Source organism: Streptomyces sp. NPDC050610 (assembly GCF_040654875.1).
In the GTDB taxonomy this organism is placed as follows: Bacteria; Actinomycetota; Actinomycetes; order Streptomycetales; family Streptomycetaceae; genus Streptomyces.
In genome coordinates this window covers 33,836-60,006 of record NZ_JBFAIV010000014.1, presented here as the reverse complement: position 1 = coordinate 60,006, position 26,171 = coordinate 33,836, and the positions used below count along the sequence as shown (strand labels likewise).

Sequence of the window (26,171 nt, the reverse complement as noted above, 5' to 3'; positions counted from 1 at the left end):
TGCCCACTGTGCCGCGGGCTGCTTCCGACAGCATTTTCTGATGGGTCGTCAGATAGGCAGGCTAGCCCCGCCGCCTCTGGACCGACAAGGCGCTGCGGCTTACGCTTCGCGGAGATTCTGACGGGGCATCAGATCAGCGGAGGCTGCACTCATGCGCGAGCACACCGATCCCAGGAACGGCACACGACTCGCCCGCGAACTGGAGAACTCCCGCACCCTGTGGGAGCTCCTGGACCGCCGCGCGGCCCGCACCCCCGAGGCGCTGGTCCTCATCGACGCCGCGGCATCGGCCGGCGACGACCGGAAGCTGACCTTCGGCACCCTGCGCGACTGGGCCGAGCACGTCGCCGCCGGCCTCCACGGCCTCGGCATACGCCCCGGCAGCCGGGTCGCCTGGCAGCTGCCCACCCGCATCGAGACCGCCGTCCTGACCTTCGCCCTGACCCGTTTGGGGGCCGTGCAGACCCCGCTCATCCCCTTCTACCGAGACCGCGAGGTCGGCTACGCGCTCCGGGCGGCCGAAGCCGAGTTCTTCGCCGTGCCCGGCACCTGGCGCGGCTTCGACCACACGGCGATGGCCGACCGCCTCGCCCACGAACTCCCCATGCCCCCACGCGTCTTCGAGGCATACGCCACCCTCCCCGAGGGCGACCCCGCAGTCCTCCCCGAGCCGCCGTCGGATGGTGCCGCGGTCCGCTGGATCTACTGGACCTCGGGCACCACCTCCGACCCCAAGGGGGTCCTGCACACCGACCGCAGCCTCATCGCCGCCGGTGCCTGCCTCGCCCGCGCCCTGTGCCTGAGCGCCGAGGACGTCGGCTCGATGGCCTTCCCGTACGCCCATGTCGCCGGGCCCGACTACACGGTGATGCTGCTGCTCCGCGGCTTCCCGGCCGTCATGCTGGAGCACTTCTCGATGCCCGGGTCGCTCGACGCCTACCGCCGCCACGGCGTCACGGTCGCCGGCGGCTCCACCGCCTTCTACTCGATGTTCCTCGCCGAGCAGCGCAAGGACCCCGGACGCAGGCTCCTGCCCGCCCTCCGGCTCATGGCGGGCGGCGGCGCCGCCAAGCCGCCCGAGCTCTACCACGAGGTGGTCCGCGAGATGGGCTGCCAGCTCACCCACGGCTACGGCATGACCGAAGTCCCGATGATCACCATGGGGGCGCCCGGCGACACGCCCCACAACCTCGCCACCACCGAGGGCCGGCCGCCCGACGGCATGGAGATCCGCATCGTCGGCGCGGACGGCACCCCCCTGCCGGCCGGGCGGGACGGGGCCGTACGGCTGCGCGGCGAAGCCGTCTGCCGCGGCTATCTGGACCCCGCGCAGACCGCCGAGGCCTTCGACCGCGACGGCTTCCTCATCACCGGCGACCTCGGCCACCTCACACCCGACGGCCACCTGGTGCTCACCGGCCGCGAGAAGGACATCATCATCCGCAAGGGCGAGAACATCTCGGCCCAGGAGATAGAGCGGCTCCTCTACGAGCATCCGGACGTCGAGGACGTCGCCGTCATCGGCCTCCCCGACCGGGACCGCGGGGAGCGGGTCTGCGCCGTGGTCCAGCAACCGGCGGGAGCGGCCCCGCTCAGCCTCGGCGCCGCGTCCGCGTACCTGCGCGCCGCGGGGCTCTCCGTGCACAAGATCCCGGAACAGCTGGAGGTGGTCGACGCGCTGCCGCGCAACGAGACGCTGCGCAAAGTGCTCAAATACCGGCTGCGCGAACGGTTCTCAGAGCCGGCCCCCGGTCAGGCCTCCGCGCGGTAGGTGGCGGTGGCCTGGTCATAGAACCGGTCCACAGCGCGCTGGTCGTTGGCCGGGCCGATCACTTGGAGCAGGTGGTATCGACCGTCGAGGATCATCGCCGCGTTGCGCACGTACACCTGGCGCCCGCTGCTGTCGTTCCAGTTGAACGTGCCCTCCGCCATCGCCGTTCCGCCCACGTCGATGCGGCGCAGCCCCGAGGCGCCCGACCAGGACGACGAGCGGTACGGAGCCAGTTCCGGCTCCTTGTCCTGCTGGTACGCCATCGGGTCGGCGCCGTACTCCGACACCTTGTCCCGGCCCGGGACCACGATCAGTTCGTAGTCCCCGCCGATGTAGACGACCTGGCCGCGGTCGTTCTCGCCGCGCCGCTGCCAGTTCTTGTCCACGGACACCGCGAACCCCTTCGGGTCCTGGCGCAGCGTGAAGCCCTTGGCGACGCCGGCGGGCTCGGACGTCTGGGGCTCCCGCTCCCCCATGGAGGCCGCGGCGGAGGATCGGGGCGCGCTCTTCGCACCGGTGCCGTCGGGTGCGGCGCTCTGCGCGCCGGCCGCCCCCGTACGGTCCGTACGGGCCTGGCCCGCGTTCTTCTCCCCGCGCGGCATGAACAGCAGGGCGTAGGCGATGACCCCGGCCAGCACCACGAGGATGAGGAGCAGCAGGAGCCGCCCCAGCCGGCGGGGGGCGCGCCCTTGCCGCTCGGGAGCGGGCCGGACGGTCCGCTCCGGCCGCTCGGTGTGCTCCAGCTTCAACTGCTGCGCGCGCGGCGGGCGCGGATGCTTGGTCACGGTGCGGTGCGGCGTCTTATGGGCCTTCTTGTGCCGGCCGTGCGGGGCGGCCGGCGGCGCGCCGGTCCGCCGCCTGCGCACCAGTTCCCCGCGCCGCCGCTTGATGGGCAGCCGTCGCGGGTCGGAGGGCGCGCCCGGGCCGATCGACGGCACGGTGACGGTGCGGCTGCCGAGTTCCGGCTCCGGGGCGGACCGTATCAAGGAGTGCAGCCAGCCCCGCAGCTCCTCGAAGTCGGGCCGCTCGGTCGGGTCCTTGCGCAGCAGCGATTCGACGACGGGGCGCAGCGCCCCGCACTCCTCGGCGTAGGCGGGCGGCTCCGCGCAGACGAGCTGGACCAGTTCGGCGGCGGTCTCCTCGGGGTACGGCGCGTGTCCCTGCACGGCCCGGAACAGCAGGGTGCCCAGCGCCCACAGGTCGGCGGCGGGTCCCACGGGCGGCGCCAGCCGCCAGTTCTCGTGCACCGGTCCGGCCTGCTCGGGAGCCCAGCGCTCGGTGACGGGGCCGACGACGACCATCCGGGCCTGCCGCGCCCGTTCCGCGCCCAGGGCCGTCTGCGGGCCCCGCCCCTGGTGGCCGTTCTCGCTGTGGCCCCACGGCTCCGTGGAGTCCCTGGGCGCACGGCCGTCGCCGCCCAGAACGGCGGACTCGACCGGCCCGCCCGCCTCACCGGCCCCTGCGGCTCCGGCGGCCCCTGCTGCCCCGGCGGCCCCTTCGGCCATGGGCGCGCCCGAAGGGGCCTGAGACCCGCCATCTTCACCCGTGTGCCCCGCGGTCCGCCGGAGCGCGCTCTGCGATCCGGTCTTCATGAGGGCGTCCGCGCTCCAAGCGCCGCTGTTCGGCACGGACCCCGTGGGCGCGGTGCCGCTCGCGGCGCTGCCACCGCCCCACGTCCCGGACCCGCCCGGAGCGTGGGCTGATTCGTCCGGGACGTGGGCTGATTCGTCCGGTGCCTCGGGGTCGGCGTGCGCCCGCGCGGCGGCGGCTCGCGTTCCCGCCTGGTAGGCGGCTATCGCCCCGGCCCGCACGGCGCGCGGGTCCGGCCCGGCCGCACCGCCCTGCGGGGGCCCCTGCGCTCCGGCGGGCGCGCCGGGCTGGGGCAGGAAGCCGCCCGCCGCACCCTGGTCGCGGTAGGCGGGCCCGGTGGGGGCCTGGGACGGGGATCCGTTGCGGGCGGGCGCGGCAGGACGCCTGCCGTCGCCGCCGTCGGCCGCGCGGGCCGCGGCTATCGCCGCCCGGCCGCCGACGGATGGCCCCACGGGCCGCCCCGCCGTCTCGGAGCCGGCGGCGCCGTCCCCGCCTTCCACCGACCCCGCGGGCACGGCGGGCCGCGGGGCGCTGCCGCCGCCCTTGAGGGTCACGGCCGGCACCGGGTCGTAGCCGCAGAGCGCCTCTTCCGCCGCCCCCGCCGCGAGCCCGGTGAGGACTGCCCGGCCGTCGTCGCAGACCAGGACCGTACGGGCGGTGATGTTGCGGTGGGTCCAGCCGTGCGCGTGCAGCGCGCGCAGGGCGGTCAGGACATCGGCCGCGATCTCGGCGGCGCGGTGCGGGGTCAGCGTGCGTTCGGCGAGGAGCGCGGCCAGCGGCCGAGCGGGGATGAGCTCGCTGACGATCCACAGGCTGCCCGCCTCGGCGAAGACGTGGAAGACCTGGTCGAGCCGGGGGTGGTCGGGCACCTTGGCCGCGGCGCCGGCCGCTTCGAGGGCCCGGCGCACGGCCGGGTCGCCGGTGCCCTGGGTCGTACGTCCGCCGCGCGGGCCGGCAGTCCGCCCGCCGCGCCCGCCCTCCTCGCCGACGACCTCCGCGTCGACGACCTCGGGCAGCGGGATCTGCCGGAGGAGGACTTCCTGCCCGCTGTAGGCATCGAAGGCCCGGGTCTCGACGAGTTCGAACTCGTCGGACGGCGGCAGCGGAAGGCGATAGCGGTCGGCAAGGACCCGACCCGCGTAGTCGTCCACGACGCCTCCCCAAGCGCGAGATTCGCCATCTCGCACCAGCTATCGCCCGAAACCTCGACAGACCCCGTCAGCAACCGCCAAGTGCGGTCGTTTCACTGCTATTTGTGGCTGCGTACGGTCCACGGGCTCTCACGATACGTGCCCAGCCGCCCCCTTGGGACCGTACGGTCCAGTACGTCGCTTCGTACGCGCCCTGTGAGCCATTTCGGACAAGGCCCGGTGCGGCCCCGCTCAGCCCTCGGGTTTGAAGGAGGCGAAAGCGGCCTCCCGCAGCTCCCGGCACTGGGCGTCCTTCCACTTGTCCTTCTCACAAGTGATCATGATGGCGTAGCCATGGCTGTCGTCGACCTTGAAGCCGCGGTTGACGACCTGGACCCGCTTGCCGCTCTGGTCGCGCTCGAAATTCCAGTCCGCGACGGTCGGATAGTCGTGACCTGCCCACTTGTCGACGGTGTCGATGCCGAGGCTCTGATAGCCCTTCATGCCGCCGTTCTTCGCGCCGCTCTCCGCCGCCTGCCACGACTTCGCCGCGTCCGGCTGCGGCTGCGAACCGAAGTCGACCTGGAGGCGCGGGAAGCCGCCCGCCGCGCTGTATATGGCGCCGGAATGATCGCCCGCGGTGGCCGTCTGCTTCCAGCCCTTGGGCATCGCGATGCTGAAGTGGTACTCACCGTTCTTGACCGGTTCGTACCCCTCGGGCAGGCCGCCCGGGTCCGCCGTGCGGGCCGGTTTCCCGGCCGCGCCGTCCGTCGAGGCCGCGCCGGTCGGCCGGCCGGTGTCCTTCTGGCTCTTCCCGCCGTCGGCCGCCGGGGCCGAGCCGGAGGACGTGGCCTTGTCGTCTTTGGAGTCGGAGGCGCCCTTGCCCGAGTCGTCATCGTCGCCGAGGGCGAAGGCGAGCACCGTGCCGAGTACGGCGAGCACCACGACCACGGCCACCACCAGGAGCGTCCGCTTGGGCACCACGTCCGTGATCGACGCGCGCGGCGGGGTGCCCGGGCCCGCGCCGCCGCCGGGCGCGGACGCCGAGGCGTTCCGGTCGGCGGCCCCGGACGCCTTGGACTTGGCCGCTTCGGTCGCGGACGCCGCCGCGTTCCGTACGGACTTCAGCGCGCCGCGCATCCGGTCCGCCGCCGCGTCCGCGGCCCGCGGTCCGGAGGCCCCGGAGCCGGGCTTCTCCAGCGACAGCGGCGGTGGCGAGGAGGGGGCGGGCGGCGCCGGGGTCGGGGGCAGCGCCATCGCGCGCGTCGGCTCGACGACCGGCGGCTCGGGGCTCTTGCGGCCCTGGTCCTCGGGCGCGTTGACCGCGTCGGTGAGCAACGCCCGCGCCGCCGCCTCGTTCAGCCGCTTCTCGGGGTCCTTGGCGAGCAGGCCGTAGATGACCTCTTCCAGCGCGCCCGCGTGCTTCGGCGGCTCCATCGGCTCGGTCATCACGGCGGTGAGCGTCGCTATGGCCGAACCCTTGTCGTACGGCGGGACGCCCTCCACCGCCGCGTACAGCAGGCCGCCGAGCGACCACAGGTCGGCCGGCGGGCCGGGCTTGTGGCCGCGGGCCCGCTCCGGCGAGATGTACGAGGGGGCGCCGACCAGCATGCCGGTGGAGGTGACCGACGGGTCGCCCTCGACCTGCGCGATGCCGAAGTCGGTGAGCACGACCCGGCCGTCGTCGGCGATCAGAACGTTCGACGGCTTCACGTCGCGGTGCAGGATGCCCTCGCGGTGCGCGGCGCGCAGCACGTCGAGGATGGCGAGGCCGGCCTCGGCCGCCCGTCTCCACGGGAGCGGCCCGTCCTCCCGGATCGCGTCGGCGAGCGAGCGGCCCTCGATCAGCTCCATGACGATCCACGGCCGGTCGTCCTCGTCGACGACGTCGTAGACCGTGACCGCGCCATTGCTGCGGATGCGGGCGATCGCCTTCGCCTCGCGCAGCGTACGAGTGATCAGGCGGCGCTTCTCGTCCTCGTCGACGCTCGACGGGAAGCGCAGTTCCTTGACCGCGACCGTGCGGCCCAAGGTCTCGTCGCGCGCACGCCACACCGTGCCCATGCCGCCCCGGCCGAGCACCTCACCGAGCCGGTACCGACCAGCCAGGAGGCGCCCTGTCGTGCCCTGCGTCTCTTCCGCCTCCGACATGCGTCCCCTCTGGCAATCAGCTCTGCGATCAACCCACCCTGGCAGAGCGTCCATTGTCTCTCATCCGCGGACCAGGGGAAGGCCAGGGTCCGAGTGCCCACCTGATGGACGCACGCCGAACCACGCCGGTCTCTCGCGCATCATCGTCAGCACGACCACGCCGGCGTGGTGTTGACGGCGTGCGGCGGTTCCGCGCCACGCTCCCCTGTTCGAGAGCCGGTGGCCGGCGGTTCGGTTCCGGGCGGCGCGGAGCTGTCACAAGACGCTCATGGGAACCGCTCCCCGGCGGTCGGCGTGTCGGGCGTACGGGCGGGCCGCCGCACCCGCGAGGACGGCCTCAATCGCTTCTACGGCGGCTGCTGGGCGGCGAGCTGCTGCCGCGCGCCCAGCCGCAGGGCACACCGGACGCCCGGGCCTCGCACGGGCGTCACGGAACGGCCCTGCTCCCCGGATGGCCGCACCGCGCGGAGGTGGCGCGGCGGCGAGATCAACGGGCCGTACGCGCTGACAGTCGCCGACCGGGCGGCCGGCGACTGTCAGCTATCGGGTCAGCAGCGGCGCGCAGACCGCCCCGGTGAGACAAAAGCCGCTTCTGGCCGCGGAGTTCCGCCGGAAGCCGCACCGCTGGGCGCCGGCCGACTCAGCGGGGCCCTGCGTCCGGCGCTCAGTGGAGGCGGGTGTCCGGCATTCAGGGAAGGCGCGCCTACGGCGTTCACCGGGGCTGGATGTCCGGAGCCCCGAGCCGTGCCGCGTCCGCCGTCAGGTCGTCCGGCTGCCGCTGCGATTCCCGCTCGGCCTCCACGCGCTTCTCGTAGTGCTCGACCTCGCGCTCGATCTGGCCCTTGTCCCAGCCCAGCACCGGCGCCATCAGCTCGGCGGCCTCGCGCGCGCTGCGCGTGCCCCGGTCGAAGGTCTCGATCGAGACGCGCGTACGGCGCGTGAGGACGTCGTCGAGGTGGCGCGCGCCCTCGTGCGAGGCCGCGTAGACGACCTCGGCGCGCAGATAGTCGTCAGCCGCGGCCAACGGTTCACCGAGCGTGGGGTCGGCGGTGATCAGCGCCAGCACCTCGTCGATCATCGAGCCGTACCGGTTGAGCAGGTGCTCCACGCGCGCCACATGCAGCCCGGTGCGCTGCGCGATGCGCGCCCGGGTGTTCCACAGCGCCTTGTAGCCCTCCGCGCCCATCAGCGGCACGTCCTCGGTGACGCAGTCGGCGACCTTCTGGTCGAGGCCGTGCACCGCCTCGTCCACCGCGTCCTTGGCCATCACGCGGTAGGTCGTGTACTTGCCGCCCGCCACGACCACCAGGCCCGGGACCGGGTGCGCGACGGTGTGCTCCCGGGACAGCTTGCTGGTCGCGTCCGACTCGCCGGCCAGCAGCGGGCGCAGCCCCGCGTAGACGCCCTGCACGTCGTCCCTGGTGAGCGGGGTGGAGAGGACCGAGTTGACGTGCTCCAGGAGGTAGTCGATGTCGGCGCTGGACGCGGCGGGGTGCGCCTTGTCCAGGTCCCAGTCCGTGTCGGTGGTGCCGACGATCCAGTGCCGTCCCCAGGGGATGACGAACAGCACGCTCTTCTCGGTGCGCAGGATGAGCCCGGTGGTGGAGTGGATGCGGTCCTTGGGCACCACCAGGTGGATGCCCTTGGAGGCCCGTACGTGGAACTGGCCGCGCTCCGCGATCAGGCCCTGGGTGTCGTCCGTCCACACGCCGGTGGCGTTGACCACCTGGCGGGCGCGGACCTCGAATTCGCCGCCCTGTTCCAGGTCGTGCACCCGGGCCCCGACGACCCGCTCGCCCTCGCGCAGGAAGCCCACCACGCGCGCGCGGTTGGCGACGTCCGCGCCGTAGGCGGCGGCGGTGCGCACGATCGTCGCGACGTAGCGCGCGTCGTCCATCTGGGCGTCGTAGTACTGGAGGGCGCCCACCAGGGCGTCCTTCTTGAGGCAGGGCGCGACGCTCAGCGCGTGCTTGCGGGTGAGGTGGCGGTGGGTGGGCAGGCCGCGGCCATGGCCCGAGGAGATGGACATGGCGTCGTAGAGGGCGACGCCCGAGCCCGCGTAGAACCGCTCCCAGCCCTTGTGCTGGAGGGGGTAGAGAAAGGGCACCGGGCGCACCAGGTGGGGGGCGATCCGCTCCAGCAGCAGCCCGCGCTCCTTGAGCGCCTCCCGTACGAGCGCGAAGTCGAGCATCTCCAGGTAGCGGAGTCCGCCATGGATGAGCTTGCTGGAGCGGCTGGAGGTGCCCGCCGCCCAGTCGCGGGCCTCTACGAGGCCGGTCGCCAGTCCGCGGGTGGCCGCGTCCAGGGCGGTGCCCGCGCCGACGACGCCGCCGCCGACGACCAGCACGTCCAGTTCGCGTTCCGCCATCCGGGCGAGCGCTTCGCCGCGCTCGACCGGGCCGAGTGTCGCTGTCCTCACCACTGCCTCCCGTGTGATCGGGCTCGCGCACCCCGTCCGCCGATTCTGTCCGCGGCGGGGGCGCGCGACCAGGCTTCACCCGGCTTGGCAACACCGGGTCAATGCCACCGTCCAATACTGAATATGAGTCATATTTCCGCTTAGTCTGAATTCACGCCAACCGGAATAGCCTCGGGAAGGACGGCACGACGCCATGCCCGCAGATCTCGCCGTCATCGGCCTCGGCCATCTCGGCCTCCCCCTCGCCCAGGCCGCTACCGCCGCCGGAGTGAACACCGTCGGCTACGACCCCGACCCGCGCGTCATCGCGGACCTACGAGCCGGCCGGCCGCCCGTGGACGGCTCCCTCACCGCCGCGGAGATCCGCCGAATGCTCTCGGGAGGCTTCCGCACCACCGCCGAGGACGCCGAGCTGGGACGGGTCCACACGGCCGTGATCTGCGCGCCCGCGCCGCTGGGCGAGGACCGCTCCCTGGACCTGCGCGCCGTCGGCGACGCCGCGCACACCCTGGCGGCCCGGCTGCGGCCGCACACCACTGTTCTCCTGGAGTCCACCGCCTACCCGGGGACCACGGAGGAATTCCTGCGCCCCATCCTGGAGAAGGGCTCCGGGCTGCGCGCCGGGCGCGACTTCCACCTCGCCTACTCCCCCAGCCGCCTCGACCCCGGCAACCGCGCGTACGGCTACGGCAGCATGCCCAAGGTCATCGGCGGCCTCACCCCCGCCTGCACCGAGGCCGCCGCCGCCTTCTACGGGCGCCTCTGCGACAAGGTCGTACGGGCCCGCGGCCCCCGCGAGGCCGAGACCGTCAAGGTCCTGGAGTCCAACTACCGGCACGTCAACATCGCGCTCGCCAACGAGATGGCCGTCTTCTGCAACGACATCGGCGTCGACCTGTGGGACGTCGTACGGTGCGCCGAGACCAAGCCCTTCGGCTTCCAGGCCTTCCGCCCCGGCCCCGGCGTCGGCGGCCACGGCGTCCCCATCGACCCCAACTACCTCTCCTACCAGGGCCGCAGCCTCGGCTACCCGCTGCGCATGGTCGAGCTGGCCCAGGAGGTCAACGGGCGGATGCCGCGCTACATCATCCAGCGCTGCGCCACCCTCCTCAACGAGCACGGCAAGTCCGCGCGCGGCGCGCGCGTGCTGCTGCTCGGCGTCAGCTACAAGGCCGACGTCGCCGACCAGGAGGGCTCACCGGCCCGCGAGATCGCCTCCCGGCTCATGGAACTGGGCGCGCAGGTGAGCTACCACGACCCGCACGTGCCGCAGTGGCGCGTACTGGGCCGGCCCGTGCCGCGCGCGGACTTCCTGTACGAGGCGGCAGCCGACGCCGACCTCACCGTGCTGCTTCAGCAGCACCGCACGTACGACCTCCAGGGGCTGGCCGTGAAGGCGCAGCTGCTGCTGGACACCCGCGGAGCGAGCCCCGCGGGCGCGGCGCACCGCCTGTAGTCTCCAGCGCCGCCGGAAACCCTCAGCCCGACACGGGCCGCTCAGCGACCGGTCGCCAGCAGGCGCTTCGGCTGCGCGTCCAGCACCGTCTTGAGCGACGCGAAGTCCTCGACGCACCGGCCGGTGCCCACCGCCACGCAGTCCAGCGGCTCGTCGGCCACCAGCACGGGGATGTCCAGCTCCTTGCTGAGCCGCACGTCCAGACCGCGCAGCAGCGCCCCGCCGCCCGTCAGCACGATGCCGCGGTCCATGATGTCGCCGGCCAGCTCCGGCGGGGTCTCGTCCAGCGTCTGGCGGACGGCCGCGACGATGGTGTCCACGGGCTCGACCAGCGCGTGCCGCACCTCGTCCGCCGTCAGCTCCAGGGTCTTGGGCAGGCCGCTGACCTGGTCGCGCCCGCGGATGGTGCAGCGGTCCGGCGGCAGCAGGCCCTGGGTGTCCTCGGGGTCGCCGTTGTCGTCGGAGAGGCCGTCGTTCTTCTCCAACTGCTCGGCGAGGGCGCCGAGCCCCGCCGCCGTCCAGTAGCCGGTGGCCGTGGCGGAGCCGATGCTCATCTTGAGCGTCTCCGCGGTCCGCTCGCCGATCGCGAGGGAGTACTCCTTCTTCACGTACGAGATGATCGCGGCGTCCATCGCGTCGCCCGCGGTCCGTACCGAACGGGCCGTCACGATGCCGCCCAGCGAGATCACCGCGACCTCGGTGGTGCCGCCGCCGATGTCGACGACCATGCAGCCGGTCGGCTCGCTCACCGGCAGCCCCGCGCCGATCGCCGCGGCCATCGGCTCCTCGACCAGATGCACCTGGCGGGCTCCGGCGCGGCTGGCCGCCTCGATGACCGCGCGCCGTTCCACGCCCGTGATGCCCGACGGCACGCAGACCACGACCCGCGGGCGCGCCAGCCGCCGGTTGCCCGTGACCCGCTTGATGAAGTGCCGGAGCATCCGCTCGGCTATCTCGAAGTCGGCTATGACCCCGTCGCGCAGGGGTCGGACGGCCACGATGTTCGAGGGCGTCCGCCCGATGGTCTCTCTCGCCTCGAAACCGACCGACAACACCCCTCCGTCGGCGGCGTTCACCGCGACCACCGATGGCTCGTTGAGCACCACTCCCTTCCCCCGCACGTACACCAGCGTGTTCGCGGTGCCGAGGTCGATGCCCATGTCCCGTCCGTTGAACGACTTGCTTTGCGCCATAAGTTGCCATTATTCCCTATGCCCGAATCTTTATCCGGCGCACACATCGGACGCCCGCTGACATTGGCCGCTGCTAGCGTGCGAAATCATGAGCGTGCCCGCACCACGAACCGAGACCGCTCCGCCCTCGCCCGACCGCCCCGCGGCCGAAGGCCGGCCCGCGCGAGGCCTCGCCGCGGGCGCCGCCGCCGCGCTCACCGGCGCCATCGTCTTCGGCTGGGCCCAGGGGCTGGCCGGCCCCGGCGGCCATGAGCTCGGCTACTGGGCGCTCGCGATCGGCCTGCTCGTCGGCGCCGCCCTCGGCAAGGCCGGCGGCCGCGCTCCGGCGCTCGCGCCGCTCGGCGCCCTGCTGGCCCTGCTCGGCGTCCTCCTCGCCCAACTACTCGCCGCCGCTGCGCACATGAGCGAGGCGACGAGCGACGCCATGGGGAACCCGCCGGGCGCCCTCACCACTGTGCTGCACCACTTCGACACCGTCGTGGAGTACTGGCGCCACGAGATGCTCGGCAGGAACGACATCGCCTTCTACACCGTGGCCGCGGCCGAGGGATATCTGGTGGCCAAGCGTGTAGCCGAGTAGCCAGGACGTATCAGACGCCCCGGAGGTCCCGTACGTCCCAACCGTGTCACGGAGCGAGAAACTCCGTGTTGCACCGTCAGTCCTAACTGTTAGCTTATGGCCCGACTTTCATACTGCGCTCCAGCCACTTCCGGATCAGGAGCGCGGTTCCACACCTTCACCTCGGGGGAACACCGTGAGCCAGCCCTGGCAGCAGCCACAGCCGCCTCAACAGCCGCAGCAGCCGAACCCGTACGGCCAGCAGCCCCAGCAGCCGGCCGGACACGGCTACCCGCAGCAGCAGCCCGGCGGCTACCCGCCCCCGGCGCCGGGCGGCTACGAGCAGCAGCCCTACCCGCCCCACCAGGGCATGTACGGCGCTCCGGGCGGCTTCCCGCTCCCGGCCGCCCGCAGGGGCAATCCCGGCCTCGCGGTGGTCGTCGGCGTCGTCGCCATGCTCGTCGGCTCCACGATCTACGGCGCGATACTCAAGGCCACCGACGGCGCCCAGATCGGCTACCTCGCCGCCGCCACCGGCGCGCTCATCGGCGCCGCCCTCGGCAAACTCGGCGGCCGCAACGCCGCCCTGCCGGTCGTCGGCGCGGCCCTCGGCCTGATCGGCGTCTACCTCGGCCAGATCTTCGGCTTCGCGCTGGCCTTCAGCGACGGCGGGGACATGTCGGTCTTCGAGGCGCTCTTCGACCACTTCGACGTCATCAACCGGGCGTGGAAGGAGTACCTGGAGTTCATCGACGTGGCCTTCTACCTCCTCGGTGCGGCCGGCGCCTACAGCACCGCCAAGAAGCTCGCCGGCTGACGCGACGGCGCGCGCACCCGCTCATGCCCCTACGAACGAGGGCCCGGACCCCGCGCACAGCGGGTGATCCGGGCCCTCGGCGGCTACGGCCGAAGCACCGTCAGCGGTTGTCGTGCTGCGACGGGGCGACCGTCACCTCGACGCGCTGGAACTCCTTGAGCTCCGAGTAGCCCGTCGTGGCCATCGCCCGGCGCAGCGCGCCGAAGAAGTTCATCGAACCGTCCGGGATATGCGACGGGCCGAGCAGCACCTCCTCGGTGGTGCCGACCGCGCCCAGGTCCATCCGCTTGCCGCGCGGCACGTCCTCGTGGACGGCCTCCATGCCCCAGTGGTGGCCGCGGCCCGGCGCGTCGGTGGCGCGGGCCAGCGGGGAGCCCATCATCACGGCGTCGGCGCCGCAGGCGATGGCCTTGGGCAGGTCGCCGGACCAGCCCACGCCGCCGTCCGCGATCACGTGCACGTACCGGCCGCCGGACTCGTCCATGTAGTCGCGCCGGGCGGCGGCCACGTCGGCGACCGCGGTGGCCATGGGCACCTGGATGCCCAGCACGTTGCGGGTGGTGTGCGCCGCGCCGCCGCCGAAGCCGACGAGGACGCCCGCCGCGCCCGTGCGCATCAGGTGCAGGGCCGCGGTGTAGGTCGCGCAGCCGCCGACGATGACGGGCACGTCCAGCTCGTAGATGAACTGCTTGAGGTTGAGCGGCTCGGCCGCGCCCGAGACGTGCTCGGCGGAGACCGTGGTGCCGCGGATCACGAAGATGTCCACGCCCGCGTCGACCACGGCCTTGGAGAACTGCGCGGTGCGCTGCGGCGAGAGCGCGGCGGCCGTCACCACACCGGAGTCGCGCACCTCCTTGATGCGCTGCCCGATCAGCTCTTCCTTGATCGGGGCGGCGTAGATCTCCTGGAGGCGCTTGGTCGCGGCGATCTCGTCCAGCTCGGCGATCTCGGCGAGCAGCGGCTCCGGGTCCTCGTAGCGGGTCCACAGACCCTCCAGGTTGAGGACGCCCAGCCCGCCCAGCTCACCGATGCGGATCGCGGTCTGCGGCGAGACCACCGAGTCCATCGGGGCCGCGAGGAAGGGCAGCTCGAACCGGTAGGCATCGATCTGCCAGGCGATCGAGACCTCCTTCGGGTCGCGGGTGCGCCGACTGGGGACGACGGCGATGTCGTCGAATGCGTACGCCCGGCGGCCGCGCTTACCGCGCCCGATCTCGATCTCAGTCACGTGTGTGGCCTCTCAAATTCTTCGGCGCTCCGTCTGCCGATTCCAGTATCCCCGACATGGCTGAGCCCGCGGCCGGTAGTCCGGGCCGCGGGCTCTGACCGGGGCTTTCGCCGTGCCGTATGTCAGCGGCGGGAGTAGTTCGGCGCCTCCGTGGTCATCTGGATGTCGTGCGGGTGGCTCTCCTTGAGCCCCGCCGACGTGATGCGCACGAAGCGGCCCTTGTCCTTCAGCTCCTGGACGTCGGCGGAGCCGACATAGCCCATGGAGGCCCGCAGGCCGCCGATGAGCTGGTGCGCGACCGAGGAGAGCGGGCCGCGGTAGGGCACCTGGCCCTCGATGCCCTCGGGCACCAGCTTGTCCTCGGAGAGCACGTTGTCCTGGAAGTAGCGGTCCTTGGAGTAGGAGCGGGCCTGGCCGCGGGTCTGCATCGCGCCCAGCGAGCCCATGCCCCGGTAGGACTTGAACTGCTTGCCGTTGATGAAGACCATCTCGCCCGGCGACTCCTCGCAGCCTGCCAGCAGCGAACCGAGCATCACGGTGTCCGCGCCGGCCGCGATGGCCTTGGCGATGTCGCCGGAGAACTGGAGGCCGCCGTCGCCGATCAGCGGCACGCCCGCCGCGTGGCACGCCTTGGCGGCCTCGTAGATCGCCGTGACCTGCGGCACGCCGATGCCCGCGACGACCCGGGTGGTACAGATCGAGCCGGGGCCCACGCCGATCTTCACGCCGTCGGCGCCCGCGTCGATGAGCGCCTGCGCGCCGTCGCGGGTGGCGACGTTGCCGCCGACGACGTCGACGGAGATCTGGGACTTGACCTTGGCGATCATGTCGAGGATGCCCCGGCTGTGGCCGTGCGCGCTGTCGACGACCAGGAAGTCGACACCCACCTCGACCAGCGCCTGCGCCCGCTCGAACGCCTCGTCGCCGACGCCCACCGCGGCGCCGACGACGAGCCGGCCCTCGGCGTCCTTGGCGGCCTGCGGGTACTTCTCGGCCTTGACGAAGTCCTTGACGGTGATCAGGCCCTTGAGGATGCCCGCGTCGTCGACCAGCGGCAGCTTCTCGATCTTGTGGCGGCGGAGCAGCTCGATGGCGTCCTCGCCGGAGATCCCGACCTTGCCGGTGACCAGCGGCATCGGCGTCATGACCTCGCGCACCTGACGGCCGCGGTCCAGCTCGAAGGCCATGTCGCGGTTGGTGACGATGCCCAGCAGCTTGCCCGCGGGGTCCGTGACCGGCACGCCGCTGATGCGGAACTTCGCGCACAGCGCGTCGGCGTCGGCCAGCGTCGCGTCGGGGTGCACCGTGATCGGGTCGGTGACCATGCCCGACTCGGAGCGCTTGACGAGGTCGACCTGGTTGGCCTGGTCCTCGATGGAGAGGTTGCGGTGCAGGACGCCGGCGCCGCCCTGGCGGGCCATGGCGATGGCCATCCGCGCCTCGGTGACCTTGTCCATCGCGGCGGACAGCAGCGGGATGTTCACGCGTACGTTGCGCGAGACCCGGGACGAGGTGTCGACCGCGTTCGGCAGCACCTCAGAGGCGCCCGGCAGCAGCAGCACGTCGTCGTACGTCAGCCCGAGCATCGCGAATTTCGCAGGCATTCCGTCGACGTTGTCAGTCATGACACCTTCCCAATGGTCTTGCCTCGGCGCGGACGTCCATGCTAACGGGAGCCACAGGTGTCTCATTCCACGACGAATGAGGGACTCATCACTTGTGTATTCATACGGCGTTCGCGCGGCGTACGAACAGCCGCCGCGGCCGCCGACCGGTGCCCGTACGACGCTCGCGCCACGACCGTACGGGCACACTCACCCTTGCCTGAACGGGCACCCGCTCCCGGCGCGCGCACGCGTCGACGATGCCCGGCCCACGCGCGCGTACGGGAATCCCCTGCCCGTACGCGCCCTGCCGCTACAACCTGCCGCCGACGCCCTGCTCGCCCGCCGTCCGCTATCCGGCGCCTACTGCTCGGCCAGCGCGCGGAGCCGGCTCATCGCGCGGTGCTGCGCGACCCGCACCGCGCCCGGCGACATCCCCAGCATCTGGCCGGTCTCCTCGGCCGTCATCCCGATGGCCACCCGCAGCAGCACCAGCTCACGCTGGTGCTCCGGCAGATTGGCGAGAAGCTTCTTGGCCCACTCGGCGTCGCTGCTGAGCAGCGCCCGCTCCTCCGGCCCGAGCGAGTCGTCCGGCTGCTCCGGCATCTCGTCGGACGGCACGGCCGTGCTGCCCGGGCGGCGCATGGCGGCCCGCTGGAGGTCGGCGACCTTGTGGGCGGCGATCGCGACGACGAACGCCTCGAAGGGCCGGCCGGTGTCGCGGTAGCGCGGCAGCGCGCACAGCACCGCCAGGCAGACCTCCTGCGCCAGGTCGTCCACGAAGTGGCGGGCGTCGCCGGGCAGGCGGGAGAGCCGGGTGCGGCAGTAGCGCAGGGCAAGGGGGTGCACCAGGGCGAGCAGGTCGTGGGTGGCCCGCCGGTCCCCCTCGGCGGCGCGTGTGACGAGGGCGCCGATCGCCGTGTTCTCGTCGTCGCGCATCGGTCCATGGTGCCTTGACGCCCAGCGATCCATGGCACCGCCTTCGTAGTTGTGCATCGAACCGTTACGCGTCGATGTCCTCGCACTCACGTCTCGCGCCTCCCCATCCGGGTATATCCGCCCCCGCGCCAACGACTCCGCCGATGACTTGCGCCGGTACCGTGCGGCACCGGTTCGAGCCCGTCCGTCATGAGGTCGCTGCCGGCCGAGTGAGGAACCTCGGCCTCCGCCGGGGAGGAGTCACACACTCAAGGATGCGGCATCCCTCGGGGTTTCGGCGTCGGACGCCGACGCAGCGAGGTCGCGGTGCGCACCACCCGGACGAGTGGTGCGCGCCGCGACCTCACAACGCCGTACGCCGCATCGGTCTCAGCGGACCAGGCCCCAGCGGAATCCGAGCGCCACGGCGTGCGCCCGGTCGGAGGCGCCGAGCTTCTTGAAGAGCCGGCGGGCGTGCGTCTTGACCGTGTCCTCGGAGAGGAAGAGCTCACGTCCGATCTCCGCGTTGGAGCGGCCGTGGCTCATGCCTTCGAGCACCTGGATCTCGCGCGCGGTCAGGGTCGGCGCCGCGCCCATCTCGGCCGATCGCAGTCTGCGCGGGGCGAGCCGCCAGGTCGGGTCGGCGAGCGCCTGCGTGACGGTCGCGCGCAGCTCGGCGCGCGAGGCGTCCTTGTGCAGATAGCCGCGCGCCCCGGCGGCGACGGCCAGCGCCACCCCGTCGAGGTCCTCGGCCACCGTGAGCATGATGATGCGGGCCCCGGGGTCCGCCGAGAGCAGCCGCCGCACGGTTTCGACGCCGCCGAGACCGGGCATCCGCACGTCCATCAGAATCAGGTCCGAACGGTCGGCGCCCCAGCGGCGGAGGACTTCCTCGCCGTTGGCCGCCGTCGTCACACGCTCGACGCCGGGCACGGTCGCCACCGCACGGCGGAGCGCCTCTCGGGCAAGCGGGGAGTCGTCACAGACGAGGACGGATGTCATGGCTGTCCTCCGCGGCTCTCACAGCTGCTGCGCGTCACCTTGAGCCTCCAGGCTGGTACTGATCGTCACCTGCGCGATCGACGCGCTCGGACATCTGCCCGAGTCCTTAATCCGTCAACCGCCTCGCACTCTCAACGACGGTCACCCGAAAGAGTTACGGGCTCGGGCGACCGCCTTCAGCAGTCCACGCGAGGGGGTCGACACGGAACGGGCCAGGCCCGGCCCGACCACCTCGACACCACCCTATGCCCCATTTGCCTATCTTCTGGGATTTTTCTTCCATTTTGGAGGTGTCTATGACTAGATTCGCGATGAGTCATATTTACATCTGCTTACACAGTGGATGTACGGTCATGGGCAGTGCGTCCGGATCAGAACGCTTCCGAGGGGATAAGCAATGGCAGATTTCTCCCGCCTTCCCGGTCCCAACGCCGACCTGTGGGACTGGCAGCTCCTGGCCGCGTGCCGGGGCGTCGACAGCTCCCTCTTCTTTCACCCGGAGGGTGAACGGGGCGCCGCCCGCAGCGCGCGAGAGACCTCGGCGAAAGAGGTGTGCATGCGCTGCCCGGTGCGCTCGGAGTGCGCGGCCCACGCGCTCGCCGTACGGGAGCCGTACGGCGTCTGGGGCGGCCTCACCGAGGACGAGCGCGAGGAACTCATGGGCCGGGCGCGGCACCGGGTGATCGCGGCCTCCGGCGCGACGCCTCTCTGAAGACGCGCCCAGCCTCTGAAGAAACGTTCATCCGCCATCCGGACGAACCGGCCCGCGAGGGCCGCCCGCCGGTACGCGCCGAGAACCGCCCGTCGGCGCGGAAGGCCGACCGTTACGCGGAGGGCCGTGCCTCAGCACGGACGGAGCCGCAGCCCCGCGCAGGGACAGCCCCCAGCAGACCCCGCGGCCTCAGCGCGCCGCGGCCGTCGCCAAGCGGTCCAGCATGGCCGCGACCGCGGGCACGCGGTCAAGGTCGGGCAGGGTGAGCGCCACGATCTCCCGTTCCACGGCGGGCTCCACCCGCACCGTGCGGGTGCCCTTGGGGCGCAGCGTCTCCAGGGCCAGTTCGGGCATCACCGCCACCCCCATACCGGCTCCGACCAGGCCGAACACCGCCGGATAGTCGTCCGTGGCGAAGTCGATCCGCGGGGTGAAGCCCGCGCTCTCGCAGACCCGCTCCAGATGGCTGCGGCAGCGTGGACAGCCCGCGATCCAGGACTCCTCGGCCAGGTCGCCCACGGCGAGCTGATCCGCGTCCGCGAGCCGGTGGCCTTCGGGGACGACGCCGACGAGCCGGTCCGTCAGCAGGTGGCGTACGACCAGGTCGTCCCACTCCGCGTCGGCCGCCGGGTCCGCGCCGCGGACGTCCGGGTAGCGGAAGGCCAGCGCGATCTCGCAGTCGCCCGCGCGGAGCATCTCCACCGAGCGCGGCGGTTCGGCCTCGACCAGTGAGATGCGGGTGCCGGGGTGCGCCGCGCGCAGGTCGGCCAGGGCGGTGGGCACCAGCGTGGAGCTGCCGCTGGGGAAGGAGACCAGCCGCACCCGCCCGGCCCGCAGCCCGGCGATGGCCGCGACCTCCTCTTCCGCCGCCGCCAGCCCGGAGAGGATGCCGGACGCGTGCCGCACCAGCGCCGCTCCGGCCTCGGTCACGCGCGTCTCGCGGCCCGTACGGATCAGCAGGGGGGTGCCGGCCGACTGCTCCAGGGCCTTCATCTGCTGGCTGACGGCGGGCTGGGTGCAGCCCAGTTCGCGGGCGGCCGCGGAGAGCGAGCCGGTGGCGGCGACAGCACGCAGCACCCTGAGATGACGAGCCTCGATCATGCTTTGAGCATAAGGGCAGCTTGGAGGTGGCTGAAAATATTCGCACACCACTTTGGGGCACTTCGTCTACCCTGCTGCCCATGCGTCTGCTCACCGTGAATCTCGGCCGACCCAAGACCGCTGACTACACCGACTGGGATGCCGGTACGGGCATCGACAAGCGCCCCGCCGACGGCCCGGTGGCGGTGGCCGCGCCGGGCCCCAAGGGCACCGGAGGCAGCGGCGTCGCGGGGGACGCCGTCTGCGATCTGCGCCACCACGGCGGCGACGACCAGGCCGTGTACGCCTACGCGCGCGAGGAACTCGACTTCTGGGAGCGGGAGTTGGGGCGCGAGCTCGCGCCCGGCGTGTTCGGCGAGAACCTCACCACCGCCGGGATCGACGTCAGCGGCGCGCTCGTCGGGGAGCGTTGGCGCGTCGGCCCGGACCTGCTGCTGGAGGTGACCTCGCCGCGCATCCCGTGCCGTACGTTCGCGGGCTGGCTCCAGGAGAAGGGCTGGGTGCGCCGGTTCACCCGGGCCGCGCTGCCCGGCGCGTATCTGCGGGTGCTCGAACCCGGCGAGATCCGCGCCGGCGACCCCGTCGAGATCGTGCACCGGCCGGACCACGAGGTGACGGTCTCGTTCTTCTTCCGCGCGGTGACCACGGAACGCGAACTTCTGCCGCGCCTCCTGGCTGCGGGCGACCCGCTGCCCGAGGTGACCAGGCGACAGGCCGTCAACTACGTCGCCCGCAAGGCCGAAGAAGGCGGACAGGCGGCGAGCGGCGAGGGCTCGCCGGGCACTAACGTTCGCGTATGACGACTGCACTGATCACGGGAGCGACGGCCGGCATCGGTGCCGCCTTCGCCCGGCGGCTGGCCTCCGACGGGCACAACGTGGTGCTGGTGGCGCGCGACCCCGAGCGCCTGCGCGACCAGGCGGCCGAGCTACACGACCGGCACGGCGTGGAGGCGGAGGTGCTCCGCGCCGACCTCTCGCAGGACGAGGGGATCGCCGCGGTCGAGGAGCGCGTCGCGGACCGTACGCACCCGGTGGACCTGCTGGTGAACAACGCCGGGTTCGGCAACAAGGGCAACTACCTCGACGTGCCGATGGCCGACGAGCTGACGATGCTCAAGGTGCACTGCGAGGCGGTGCTGCGGCTGACGAGCGCGGCGGCGGCCTCGATGCGCGGGCGGGGGCGCGGCGGGGTGGTGAACGTCGCGTCGGTGGCGGCGTTCGTGCCGCGCGGCACGTACGGGGCGAGCAAGGCGTGGGTCGTCCAGTTCACCCAGGGCGCCGCGCGGGACCTGGCCGGGAGCGGGGTGCGGCTGATGGCGCTCTGCCCCGGTTTCGTACGGACCGAGTTCCACCAGCGGGCGGGCATGGGCACCGGCAACATCCCGGCGTGGATGTGGCTGGACGCCGACAAGCTGGTCGACGCGGCCCTGCGGGATCTGGCGCGCGGCAAATCGCTGTCCGTACCGGACCCGCGGTACAAGGCGCTGACGAGCCTGGCGAAGATCGCGCCGCGCGGCGCGCTCTCTCGGGTGTCGTCGAGCACGGGCCGCAAATACGGGCCGCAGTAGTCCGGGCGGTACGAACGGACGGACTGTACGGACGGACTGGTACGGACACACATACCGGTACACACATACCGGTACGGACGTACGGGCCGGAGCAGCCCCGCCCCGGCAGCCGTCGGCGTGACCGAAGCGCGGAGACCCGGCTCCCCCGAAGGGGCGCCGGGTCTCCGCGCGCTACGGCCGCCTCGGCGACCGCGTGTCACCAGGGGTGACTAGTGAGCGTGGCCGTGGCCCTGACCGGCCTCGGACTCCTCCTCGGCGGGCTTCTCGACGACCAGGGTCTCGGTCGTGAGCAGCAGCGACGCGATGGACGCGGCGTTCTCCAGCGCGGAGCGGGTGACCTTGACCGGGTCGATGACGCCGGCCTTCACCAGGTCGCCGTACTCGCCGGTCGCGGCGTTGAAGCCCTGGCCCTTGTCGAGCTCGGCGACCTTGGAGGTGATGACGTAGCCCTCCAGGCCGGCGTTCTCGGCGATCCAGCGCAGCGGCTCGACGACGGCGCGGCGGACGACGGCGACACCGGTGGCCTCGTCGCCCTCCTTGCCGAGCGAGTCCGCCAGGACCTTCGCGGCGTGCACGAGCGAGGAACCGCCACCGGAGACGATGCCCTCCTCGACCGCGGCGCGGGTCGCGGAGATGGCGTCCTCCAGACGGTGCTTCTTCTCCTTGAGCTCGACCTCGGTGGCCGCACCCACGCGGATGACGCAGACGCCGCCGGCGAGCTTGGCGAGGCGCTCCTGGAGCTTCTCGCGGTCCCAGTCCGAGTCCGTGGACTCGATCTCGGCCTTGATCTGGTTGACGCGGCCCGCGACGTCGGCGGAGTCGCCGCCGCCGTCGACGATGGTCGTGTCGTCCTTGGTGACGGTCACGCGGCGGGCGGTGCCCAGCACGTCCAGACCGGCCTGGTCGAGCTTGAGGCCGACCTCCTCGGCGATGACGGTCGCACCGGTGAGGGTGGCGATGTCGCCGAGCATGGCCTTGCGGCGGTCGCCGAAGCCGGGGGCCTTGACGGCCACGGCGTTGAACGTGCCGCGGATCTTGTTGACCACCAGGGTGGAGAGCGCCTCGCCCTCGACGTCCTCGGCGATGATCAGCAGCGGCTTGGAGGCGCCGGCCTGGATGACCTTCTCCAGCAGCGGCAGCATGTCCTGGATCGAGCCGATCTTGCCCTGGTGGACCAGGATGTACGGGTCGTCGAGCACGGCCTCCATACGCTCCTGGTCGGAGACCATGTACGGGGACAGGTAGCCCTTGTCGAAGGCCATGCCCTCGGTGAAGTCGAGCTCCAGGCCGAAGGTGTTGGACTCCTCGACGGTGATGACACCGTCCTTGCCGACCTTGTCCATCGCCTCGGCGATGAGCTCGCCGACCTGCTTGTCCTGGGCGGACAGGCCGGCGACGGCCGCGATGTCGGCCTTGTCGTCGATCGGGCGGGCCGTCGCGAGGAGCTCCTCGGACACGGCCTTGACCGCGGCGTCGATGCCCTTCTTCAGGGCGGCCGGGGAGGCGCCGGCGGCGACGTTGCGCAGGCCCTCGCGGACCAGCGCCTGGGCCAGCACGGTGGCGGTGGTGGTGCCGTCGCCCGCGATGTCGTTGGTCTTGGTCGCCACCTCCTTCACCAGCTGGGCGCCCAGGTTCTCGTACGGGTCGTCGATCTCGACCTCGCGCGCGATGGTGACGCCGTCGTTGGTGATGGTCGGGGCGCCGAACTTCTTGTCGATGACGACGTTGCGACCCTTGGGGCCGATCGTCACCTTGACGGTGTCGGCAAGCTTGTTCACGCCGCGCTCAAGGGCGCGACGGGCGTCCTCGTCGAACTTCAGGATCTTCGCCATGAGTTGCTTCAAGTCCTCTCGTTGCGATCCCCGGCCACGCGGCGGTGACCGCTATCGCTCAAACGAACTGCGCCCCGGGCGCCCGGCTTTTCAGACGCGGGGAGCCAGGGGCGCAGATCAGGCAAACTTCGGTGAATTACTTCTCGATGATCGCGAGCACGTCGCGGGCCGAGAGAACGAGGTACTCCTCGCCGTTGTACTTCACTTCGGTGCCGCCGTACTTGCTGTAGAGCACGACATCGCCGACGGCGACGTCGAGCGGAAGACGGTTGCCGTCTTCGAAGCGGCCCGGGCCCACGGCCAGGACAGCGCCCTCCTGGGGCTTCTCCTTAGCAGTGTCCGGAATGACCAGGCCAGAGGCCGTGGTCTGTTCGGCGTCGAGCGGCTGGACCACAATGCGGTCCTCAAGCGGCTTGATGGCAACCTTGGAGCTGGCGGTCGTCACGATCCGACCTCCCCCTTCGGAGATCTCACGGGGTTAACTGTCTGAGGTGGCGACCAGGTGTGATCCGTCGTCGCGGGTGCCGGATCTGCCCGTCGCTGTGTTTGGCACTCCCCGGTGGAGAGTGCCAGATGCGAGACTATGACGCGGTTAGCACTCGGTCAAGCGGAGTGCCAATGCGGCGCAATTCTGCGCAACGCAACGGGGGGTGCCGCCGGGGCACGCCGGCCCGGCTTCCGGGGCTCTGCCCCGGGCCCCGGCCCTCAAACGCCGGGCAGGCTGAAAGACGCGGGCTTCCGCGCCGGACAGGCCGGGAGGCCAAGCCCTGCGCTCCGGACAGGCCGGGATTGTCTGCCCTCAAACGCCGGGCAGGCTGGAAAACGGGCATCTGCGCGCCGGACAGGCCGGGGCGCCCACCGCGCACGCCGGGCGGGCTGAAGGCGGGCGCTCGCGCACCGGACAGACCGGGAGGCCGACCCCGCGCACCGGGCAGGCCGGGATTGTCTGCCCTCAAACGCCGGGCGGCTGAAAGACGCGCGCTTGCGCAGCGAGCGGGCCGGGGCGCCTGCCCCGCGCGCCGGGCAAGCTGAAGACGGGGGCTTGCGCGCCGAAGAGGCCGGGGTGCCTTCCTCACGCGCCGGACCGACCAGGGCTTCTTGCCCTCAAACGCCGGGCGGGCCGAAGGCGGGCGCTCACGCACCGGCAGGCTGAAAGACGGGCGCTCGCACACCGGACAGCCCGGGAGGCCAGCCCCGCGCACCGGCAGGCTGAAAGACGGGCGCTCACGCGCCGGACAGGCCGGGGCGCACGCCGCGCGCGTCGGGCGGGCTGAGACAGACGGGCGCCCGCCCCCGCGCATCGGACGGGCTGGCGCACTTGCCCTCACCCGCCGCACAAGCCGCAAGCGGCAGGCCGCAGTGCGGGGGCTCGTGCGGTTGGCGGGTGGGGTGGGGAGAATGGGCGGGTGTCTGTACTGAATTCCGCTTCTGATCCGTCCGGCGGTGGTGCCGCCTTGGGCTCGCTGCTCACTGATGAGGGGCAGGGGCTGCTCGACGCGTTGCGTGATCATGACCCGGCTCAGGAGCTGGCGACAGCGACGCGGCTGCGGCGCGATCACCCCGCCGAACTGGTCTCGGCGGCGCTCGGGATGGCGCGGCTGCGGCAGCGGGCGGTGGCGAAGTTCGGGGCGGAGGACGCGTACCGGATGTATTTCACGCCGGGCGGCGTCGAGCAGGCCACCCGTGCCTCCGTGGCCGCGCACCGTGCGCGGCGCTTCGCGGAGCTGGGGGTGCGGAGCGTCGCCGATCTGTGCTGCGGCATCGGCGGGGATGCCATCGCGCTCGCGCGGGCCGGCATCTCGGTGCTCGCCGTCGACCAGTCCGAGGCGACCTGCGAGGCCGTACGGGCCAACGCCGCCGCCCTGGGCCTCGGCCACCTCATCGAGGTGCGCCGCGCGGACGTCGCCGACGTCGACACGTCCGGGTACGACGCCGTGTTCGTGGACCCGGCCCGACGCGGCGGCCGCGGCCGCATCTTCGACCCGGAGGCGTACTCGCCGCCCCTGTCCTGGGCCGTCGGGGCGGCGCGCAACGCCCGGTACGCCGCGCTCAAGATCGCGCCGGGCATTCCGCACGAGATCATCCCCGCCGAGGCGGAGGCGGAGTGGATCTCGGACGGCGGCGATGTGAAGGAGGCCGTGCTCTGGTTCGGCGCCGAGGCGCCGGGCGCGCGCACGGCGACGCTGCTCCCCGGCCCGTACGCCCTGCGCGGCGCGGGGCTGCCCGATCCCGAGCCGGGCCCGGTGGGCCCGTACCTCTACGAGCCGGACGGCGCGGTCATCCGCGCCCATCTCGTCGCGGACGTCGCGCGGCAGGTGGGCGGCCGGCTGATCGATCCGACCATCGCCTATGTGACGGCGGACGAGCTGCGGCCGACGCCGTTCGCCACCGCGTACGCGATCACGGACGCGCTGCCCTTCAACCTCAAGAAGCTGAAGGCGATCGTCCGCGAGCGCGGCATCGGGGTCGTGGTCGTCAAGAAGCGCGGCTCCGCGATCGAGCCCGAGGAACTGCGTAAGAAGCTCAAGCCCTCCGGGCCGAACTCCTGCGTGATCTTCCTGACCCGGGTGGCCGGAGCGCCCGCCATGCTGCTGGGCCGGCCCGCCGGCGAGTAGGCCCGACGCGCCGGCCGCCCGCTACGTCAGGTCCGCCAGGTCCGTGTCAGGTCCGCCAGGTCCTGCGCGTAGCGCACCGGCCGCCAGCTACGCCAGGTCCGTCAGGTCCTGCGCGTAGAGCGTCGTCAGCGGCTGCGGGCCCACGTACTGCTGGCAGTTGCACACGCCCGGCTCGTACTGCACGGGTTTCTTCTCCGCGTCCCAGGCGACGGGAACCTCGACCGTCTCATGGCACTTGCCCTGCTTGTCGTGTTTCGCGAGGTGGTGCCCGCAGCCGCAGACCGGCTCCGGCTGCTTGTTCGCCGCCTCGACGGCCTGCCGCTCCGCCTGGCGCTCGCGCCGCCCGGACTCCAGCAGCTCCAGCTTCCGTTCGTGGCGGGTGCGGAAGGCGGTACGGGCGGTGTCCGCGAGCTTGGTGAAACCGCCCAGGGCGAAGAAGATGAACACCCACCAGAACCAGTGCATCTGCGAGACCGCCCTCCCCGTACGCGCGGCCCACCACG

General features: G+C 72.3%; 20 protein-coding genes. 8 read left to right on the top strand and 12 right to left on the bottom strand.

Annotated elements, in window-relative coordinates:
* The first annotated feature begins 151 nt into the window (after positions 1 to 151).
* On the top strand, positions 152 to 1,771 hold the full coding sequence (locus AB0I22_RS18885) for an AMP-binding protein (RefSeq protein WP_363131930.1): 1,620 nt from the start codon (positions 152 to 154) through the stop codon (positions 1,769 to 1,771).
* Here AB0I22_RS18885 and AB0I22_RS18880 read toward each other — a convergent pair.
* The 3 genes from AB0I22_RS18880 to AB0I22_RS18870 all read right to left on the bottom strand — a co-directional run bounded on the left by AB0I22_RS18880 (position 1,753) and on the right by AB0I22_RS18870 (position 9,061).
* A complete protein-coding gene (locus AB0I22_RS18880; RefSeq protein WP_363131929.1) occupies positions 1,753 to 4,512 on the bottom strand; it encodes a protein kinase in 2,760 nt (919 codons plus the stop codon). The genes AB0I22_RS18885 and AB0I22_RS18880 overlap by 19 nt on opposite strands.
* Before the next feature lie 231 nt (positions 4,513 to 4,743).
* Positions 4,744 to 6,642 (bottom strand): serine/threonine-protein kinase, encoded by a 1,899-nt coding sequence (locus AB0I22_RS18875; protein WP_363131928.1) that lies wholly within the window; start codon positions 6,640 to 6,642, stop codon positions 4,744 to 4,746.
* Positions 6,643 to 7,354: 712 nt separating this feature from the next.
* Positions 7,355 to 9,061: a glycerol-3-phosphate dehydrogenase/oxidase gene (locus tag AB0I22_RS18870; RefSeq protein ID WP_363131927.1), complete on the bottom strand. Its 1,707-nt coding sequence runs from the start codon at positions 9,059 to 9,061 to the stop codon at positions 7,355 to 7,357.
* A 193-nt stretch (positions 9,062 to 9,254) separates the two neighbouring features.
* On the opposite strand from AB0I22_RS18870, the gene AB0I22_RS18865 reads away from it, so the two are divergent.
* Positions 9,255 to 10,517 carry a nucleotide sugar dehydrogenase gene (locus tag AB0I22_RS18865; RefSeq protein ID WP_363131926.1) on the top strand — a complete coding sequence of 421 codons (1,263 nt, stop codon included), beginning with the start codon at positions 9,255 to 9,257 and terminating at the stop codon, positions 10,515 to 10,517.
* Between the two features lie 41 nt (positions 10,518 to 10,558).
* On the opposite strand, the gene AB0I22_RS18860 is transcribed toward AB0I22_RS18865, so the two are convergent.
* Positions 10,559 to 11,710, bottom strand: coding sequence for a rod shape-determining protein (locus AB0I22_RS18860; RefSeq protein ID WP_363131925.1), 1,152 nt, complete (start codon positions 11,708 to 11,710; stop codon positions 10,559 to 10,561).
* An 88-nt stretch (positions 11,711 to 11,798) separates the two neighbouring features.
* Between AB0I22_RS18860 and AB0I22_RS18855 the strand changes: the two genes are divergently transcribed.
* The gene (locus tag AB0I22_RS18855) at positions 11,799 to 12,290 is read left to right on the top strand and encodes a hypothetical protein (RefSeq protein ID WP_363131924.1); all 492 of its coding nucleotides are present in this window, start codon (positions 11,799 to 11,801) and stop codon (positions 12,288 to 12,290) included.
* 175 nt (positions 12,291 to 12,465) lie between these two features.
* Positions 12,466 to 13,086, top strand: coding sequence for a hypothetical protein (locus AB0I22_RS18850; protein ID WP_363131923.1), 621 nt, complete (start codon positions 12,466 to 12,468; stop codon positions 13,084 to 13,086).
* 100 nt (positions 13,087 to 13,186) lie between these two features.
* On the opposite strand, the gene AB0I22_RS18845 is transcribed toward AB0I22_RS18850, so the two are convergent.
* From AB0I22_RS18845 to AB0I22_RS18830, 4 genes are all read right to left on the bottom strand, one after another.
* Positions 13,187 to 14,314, bottom strand: coding sequence for a GuaB3 family IMP dehydrogenase-related protein (locus tag AB0I22_RS18845; protein WP_363131922.1), 1,128 nt, complete (start codon positions 14,312 to 14,314; stop codon positions 13,187 to 13,189).
* Between the two features lie 122 nt (positions 14,315 to 14,436).
* The gene (gene guaB / locus AB0I22_RS18840) at positions 14,437 to 15,939 is read right to left on the bottom strand and encodes an IMP dehydrogenase (protein ID WP_363131921.1); all 1,503 of its coding nucleotides are present in this window, start codon (positions 15,937 to 15,939) and stop codon (positions 14,437 to 14,439) included.
* 342 nt (positions 15,940 to 16,281) lie between these two features.
* Positions 16,282 to 16,857, bottom strand: coding sequence for a sigma-70 family RNA polymerase sigma factor (locus AB0I22_RS18835; protein WP_363131920.1), 576 nt, complete (start codon positions 16,855 to 16,857; stop codon positions 16,282 to 16,284).
* A 369-nt stretch (positions 16,858 to 17,226) separates the two neighbouring features.
* On the bottom strand, positions 17,227 to 17,838 hold the full coding sequence (locus tag AB0I22_RS18830) for a response regulator transcription factor (protein ID WP_003948568.1): 612 nt from the start codon (positions 17,836 to 17,838) through the stop codon (positions 17,227 to 17,229).
* Between the two features lie 397 nt (positions 17,839 to 18,235).
* Here AB0I22_RS18830 and AB0I22_RS18825 point away from each other — a divergent pair, with 397 nt between their 5' ends.
* Positions 18,236 to 18,550, top strand: coding sequence for a WhiB family transcriptional regulator (locus AB0I22_RS18825; protein ID WP_363131919.1), 315 nt, complete (start codon positions 18,236 to 18,238; stop codon positions 18,548 to 18,550).
* Between the two features lie 189 nt (positions 18,551 to 18,739).
* Here AB0I22_RS18825 and AB0I22_RS18820 read toward each other — a convergent pair whose 3' ends face one another.
* On the bottom strand, positions 18,740 to 19,651 hold the full coding sequence (locus AB0I22_RS18820; RefSeq protein WP_363131918.1) for a LysR family transcriptional regulator: 912 nt from the start codon (positions 19,649 to 19,651) through the stop codon (positions 18,740 to 18,742).
* 80 nt (positions 19,652 to 19,731) lie between these two features.
* Between AB0I22_RS18820 and AB0I22_RS18815 the strand changes: the two genes are divergently transcribed.
* Both AB0I22_RS18815 and AB0I22_RS18810 read left to right on the top strand, forming a co-directional pair.
* On the top strand, positions 19,732 to 20,451 hold the full coding sequence (locus AB0I22_RS18815; RefSeq protein WP_363131917.1) for an MOSC domain-containing protein: 720 nt from the start codon (positions 19,732 to 19,734) through the stop codon (positions 20,449 to 20,451).
* On the top strand, positions 20,448 to 21,221 hold the full coding sequence (locus AB0I22_RS18810) for an SDR family oxidoreductase (protein ID WP_363131916.1): 774 nt from the start codon (positions 20,448 to 20,450) through the stop codon (positions 21,219 to 21,221). The genes AB0I22_RS18815 and AB0I22_RS18810 overlap by 4 nt, the downstream gene beginning before the upstream one ends.
* Before the next feature lie 209 nt (positions 21,222 to 21,430).
* Here AB0I22_RS18810 and groL read toward each other — a convergent pair whose 3' ends face one another.
* Entirely contained in the window at positions 21,431 to 23,053 is a 1,623-nt protein-coding gene (groL, locus tag AB0I22_RS18805; RefSeq protein WP_363132046.1) for a chaperonin GroEL, read from the bottom strand.
* 136 nt (positions 23,054 to 23,189) lie between these two features.
* Positions 23,190 to 23,498, bottom strand: a complete 309-nt coding sequence (gene groES, locus AB0I22_RS18800; protein ID WP_363131915.1) for a co-chaperone GroES — start codon at positions 23,496 to 23,498, stop codon at positions 23,190 to 23,192.
* Positions 23,499 to 24,468: 970 nt separating this feature from the next.
* Between groES and AB0I22_RS18795 the strand changes: the two genes are divergently transcribed.
* Positions 24,469 to 25,668 carry a methyltransferase domain-containing protein gene (locus AB0I22_RS18795; RefSeq protein WP_363132045.1) on the top strand — a complete coding sequence of 400 codons (1,200 nt, stop codon included), beginning with the start codon at positions 24,469 to 24,471 and terminating at the stop codon, positions 25,666 to 25,668.
* An 87-nt stretch (positions 25,669 to 25,755) separates the two neighbouring features.
* Here the strand turns inward: AB0I22_RS18795 and AB0I22_RS18790 are convergent, their stop codons facing one another.
* Positions 25,756 to 26,133, bottom strand: coding sequence for a hypothetical protein (locus tag AB0I22_RS18790; RefSeq protein ID WP_363131914.1), 378 nt, complete (start codon positions 26,131 to 26,133; stop codon positions 25,756 to 25,758).
* Positions 26,134 to 26,171 lie beyond the last annotated feature (38 nt).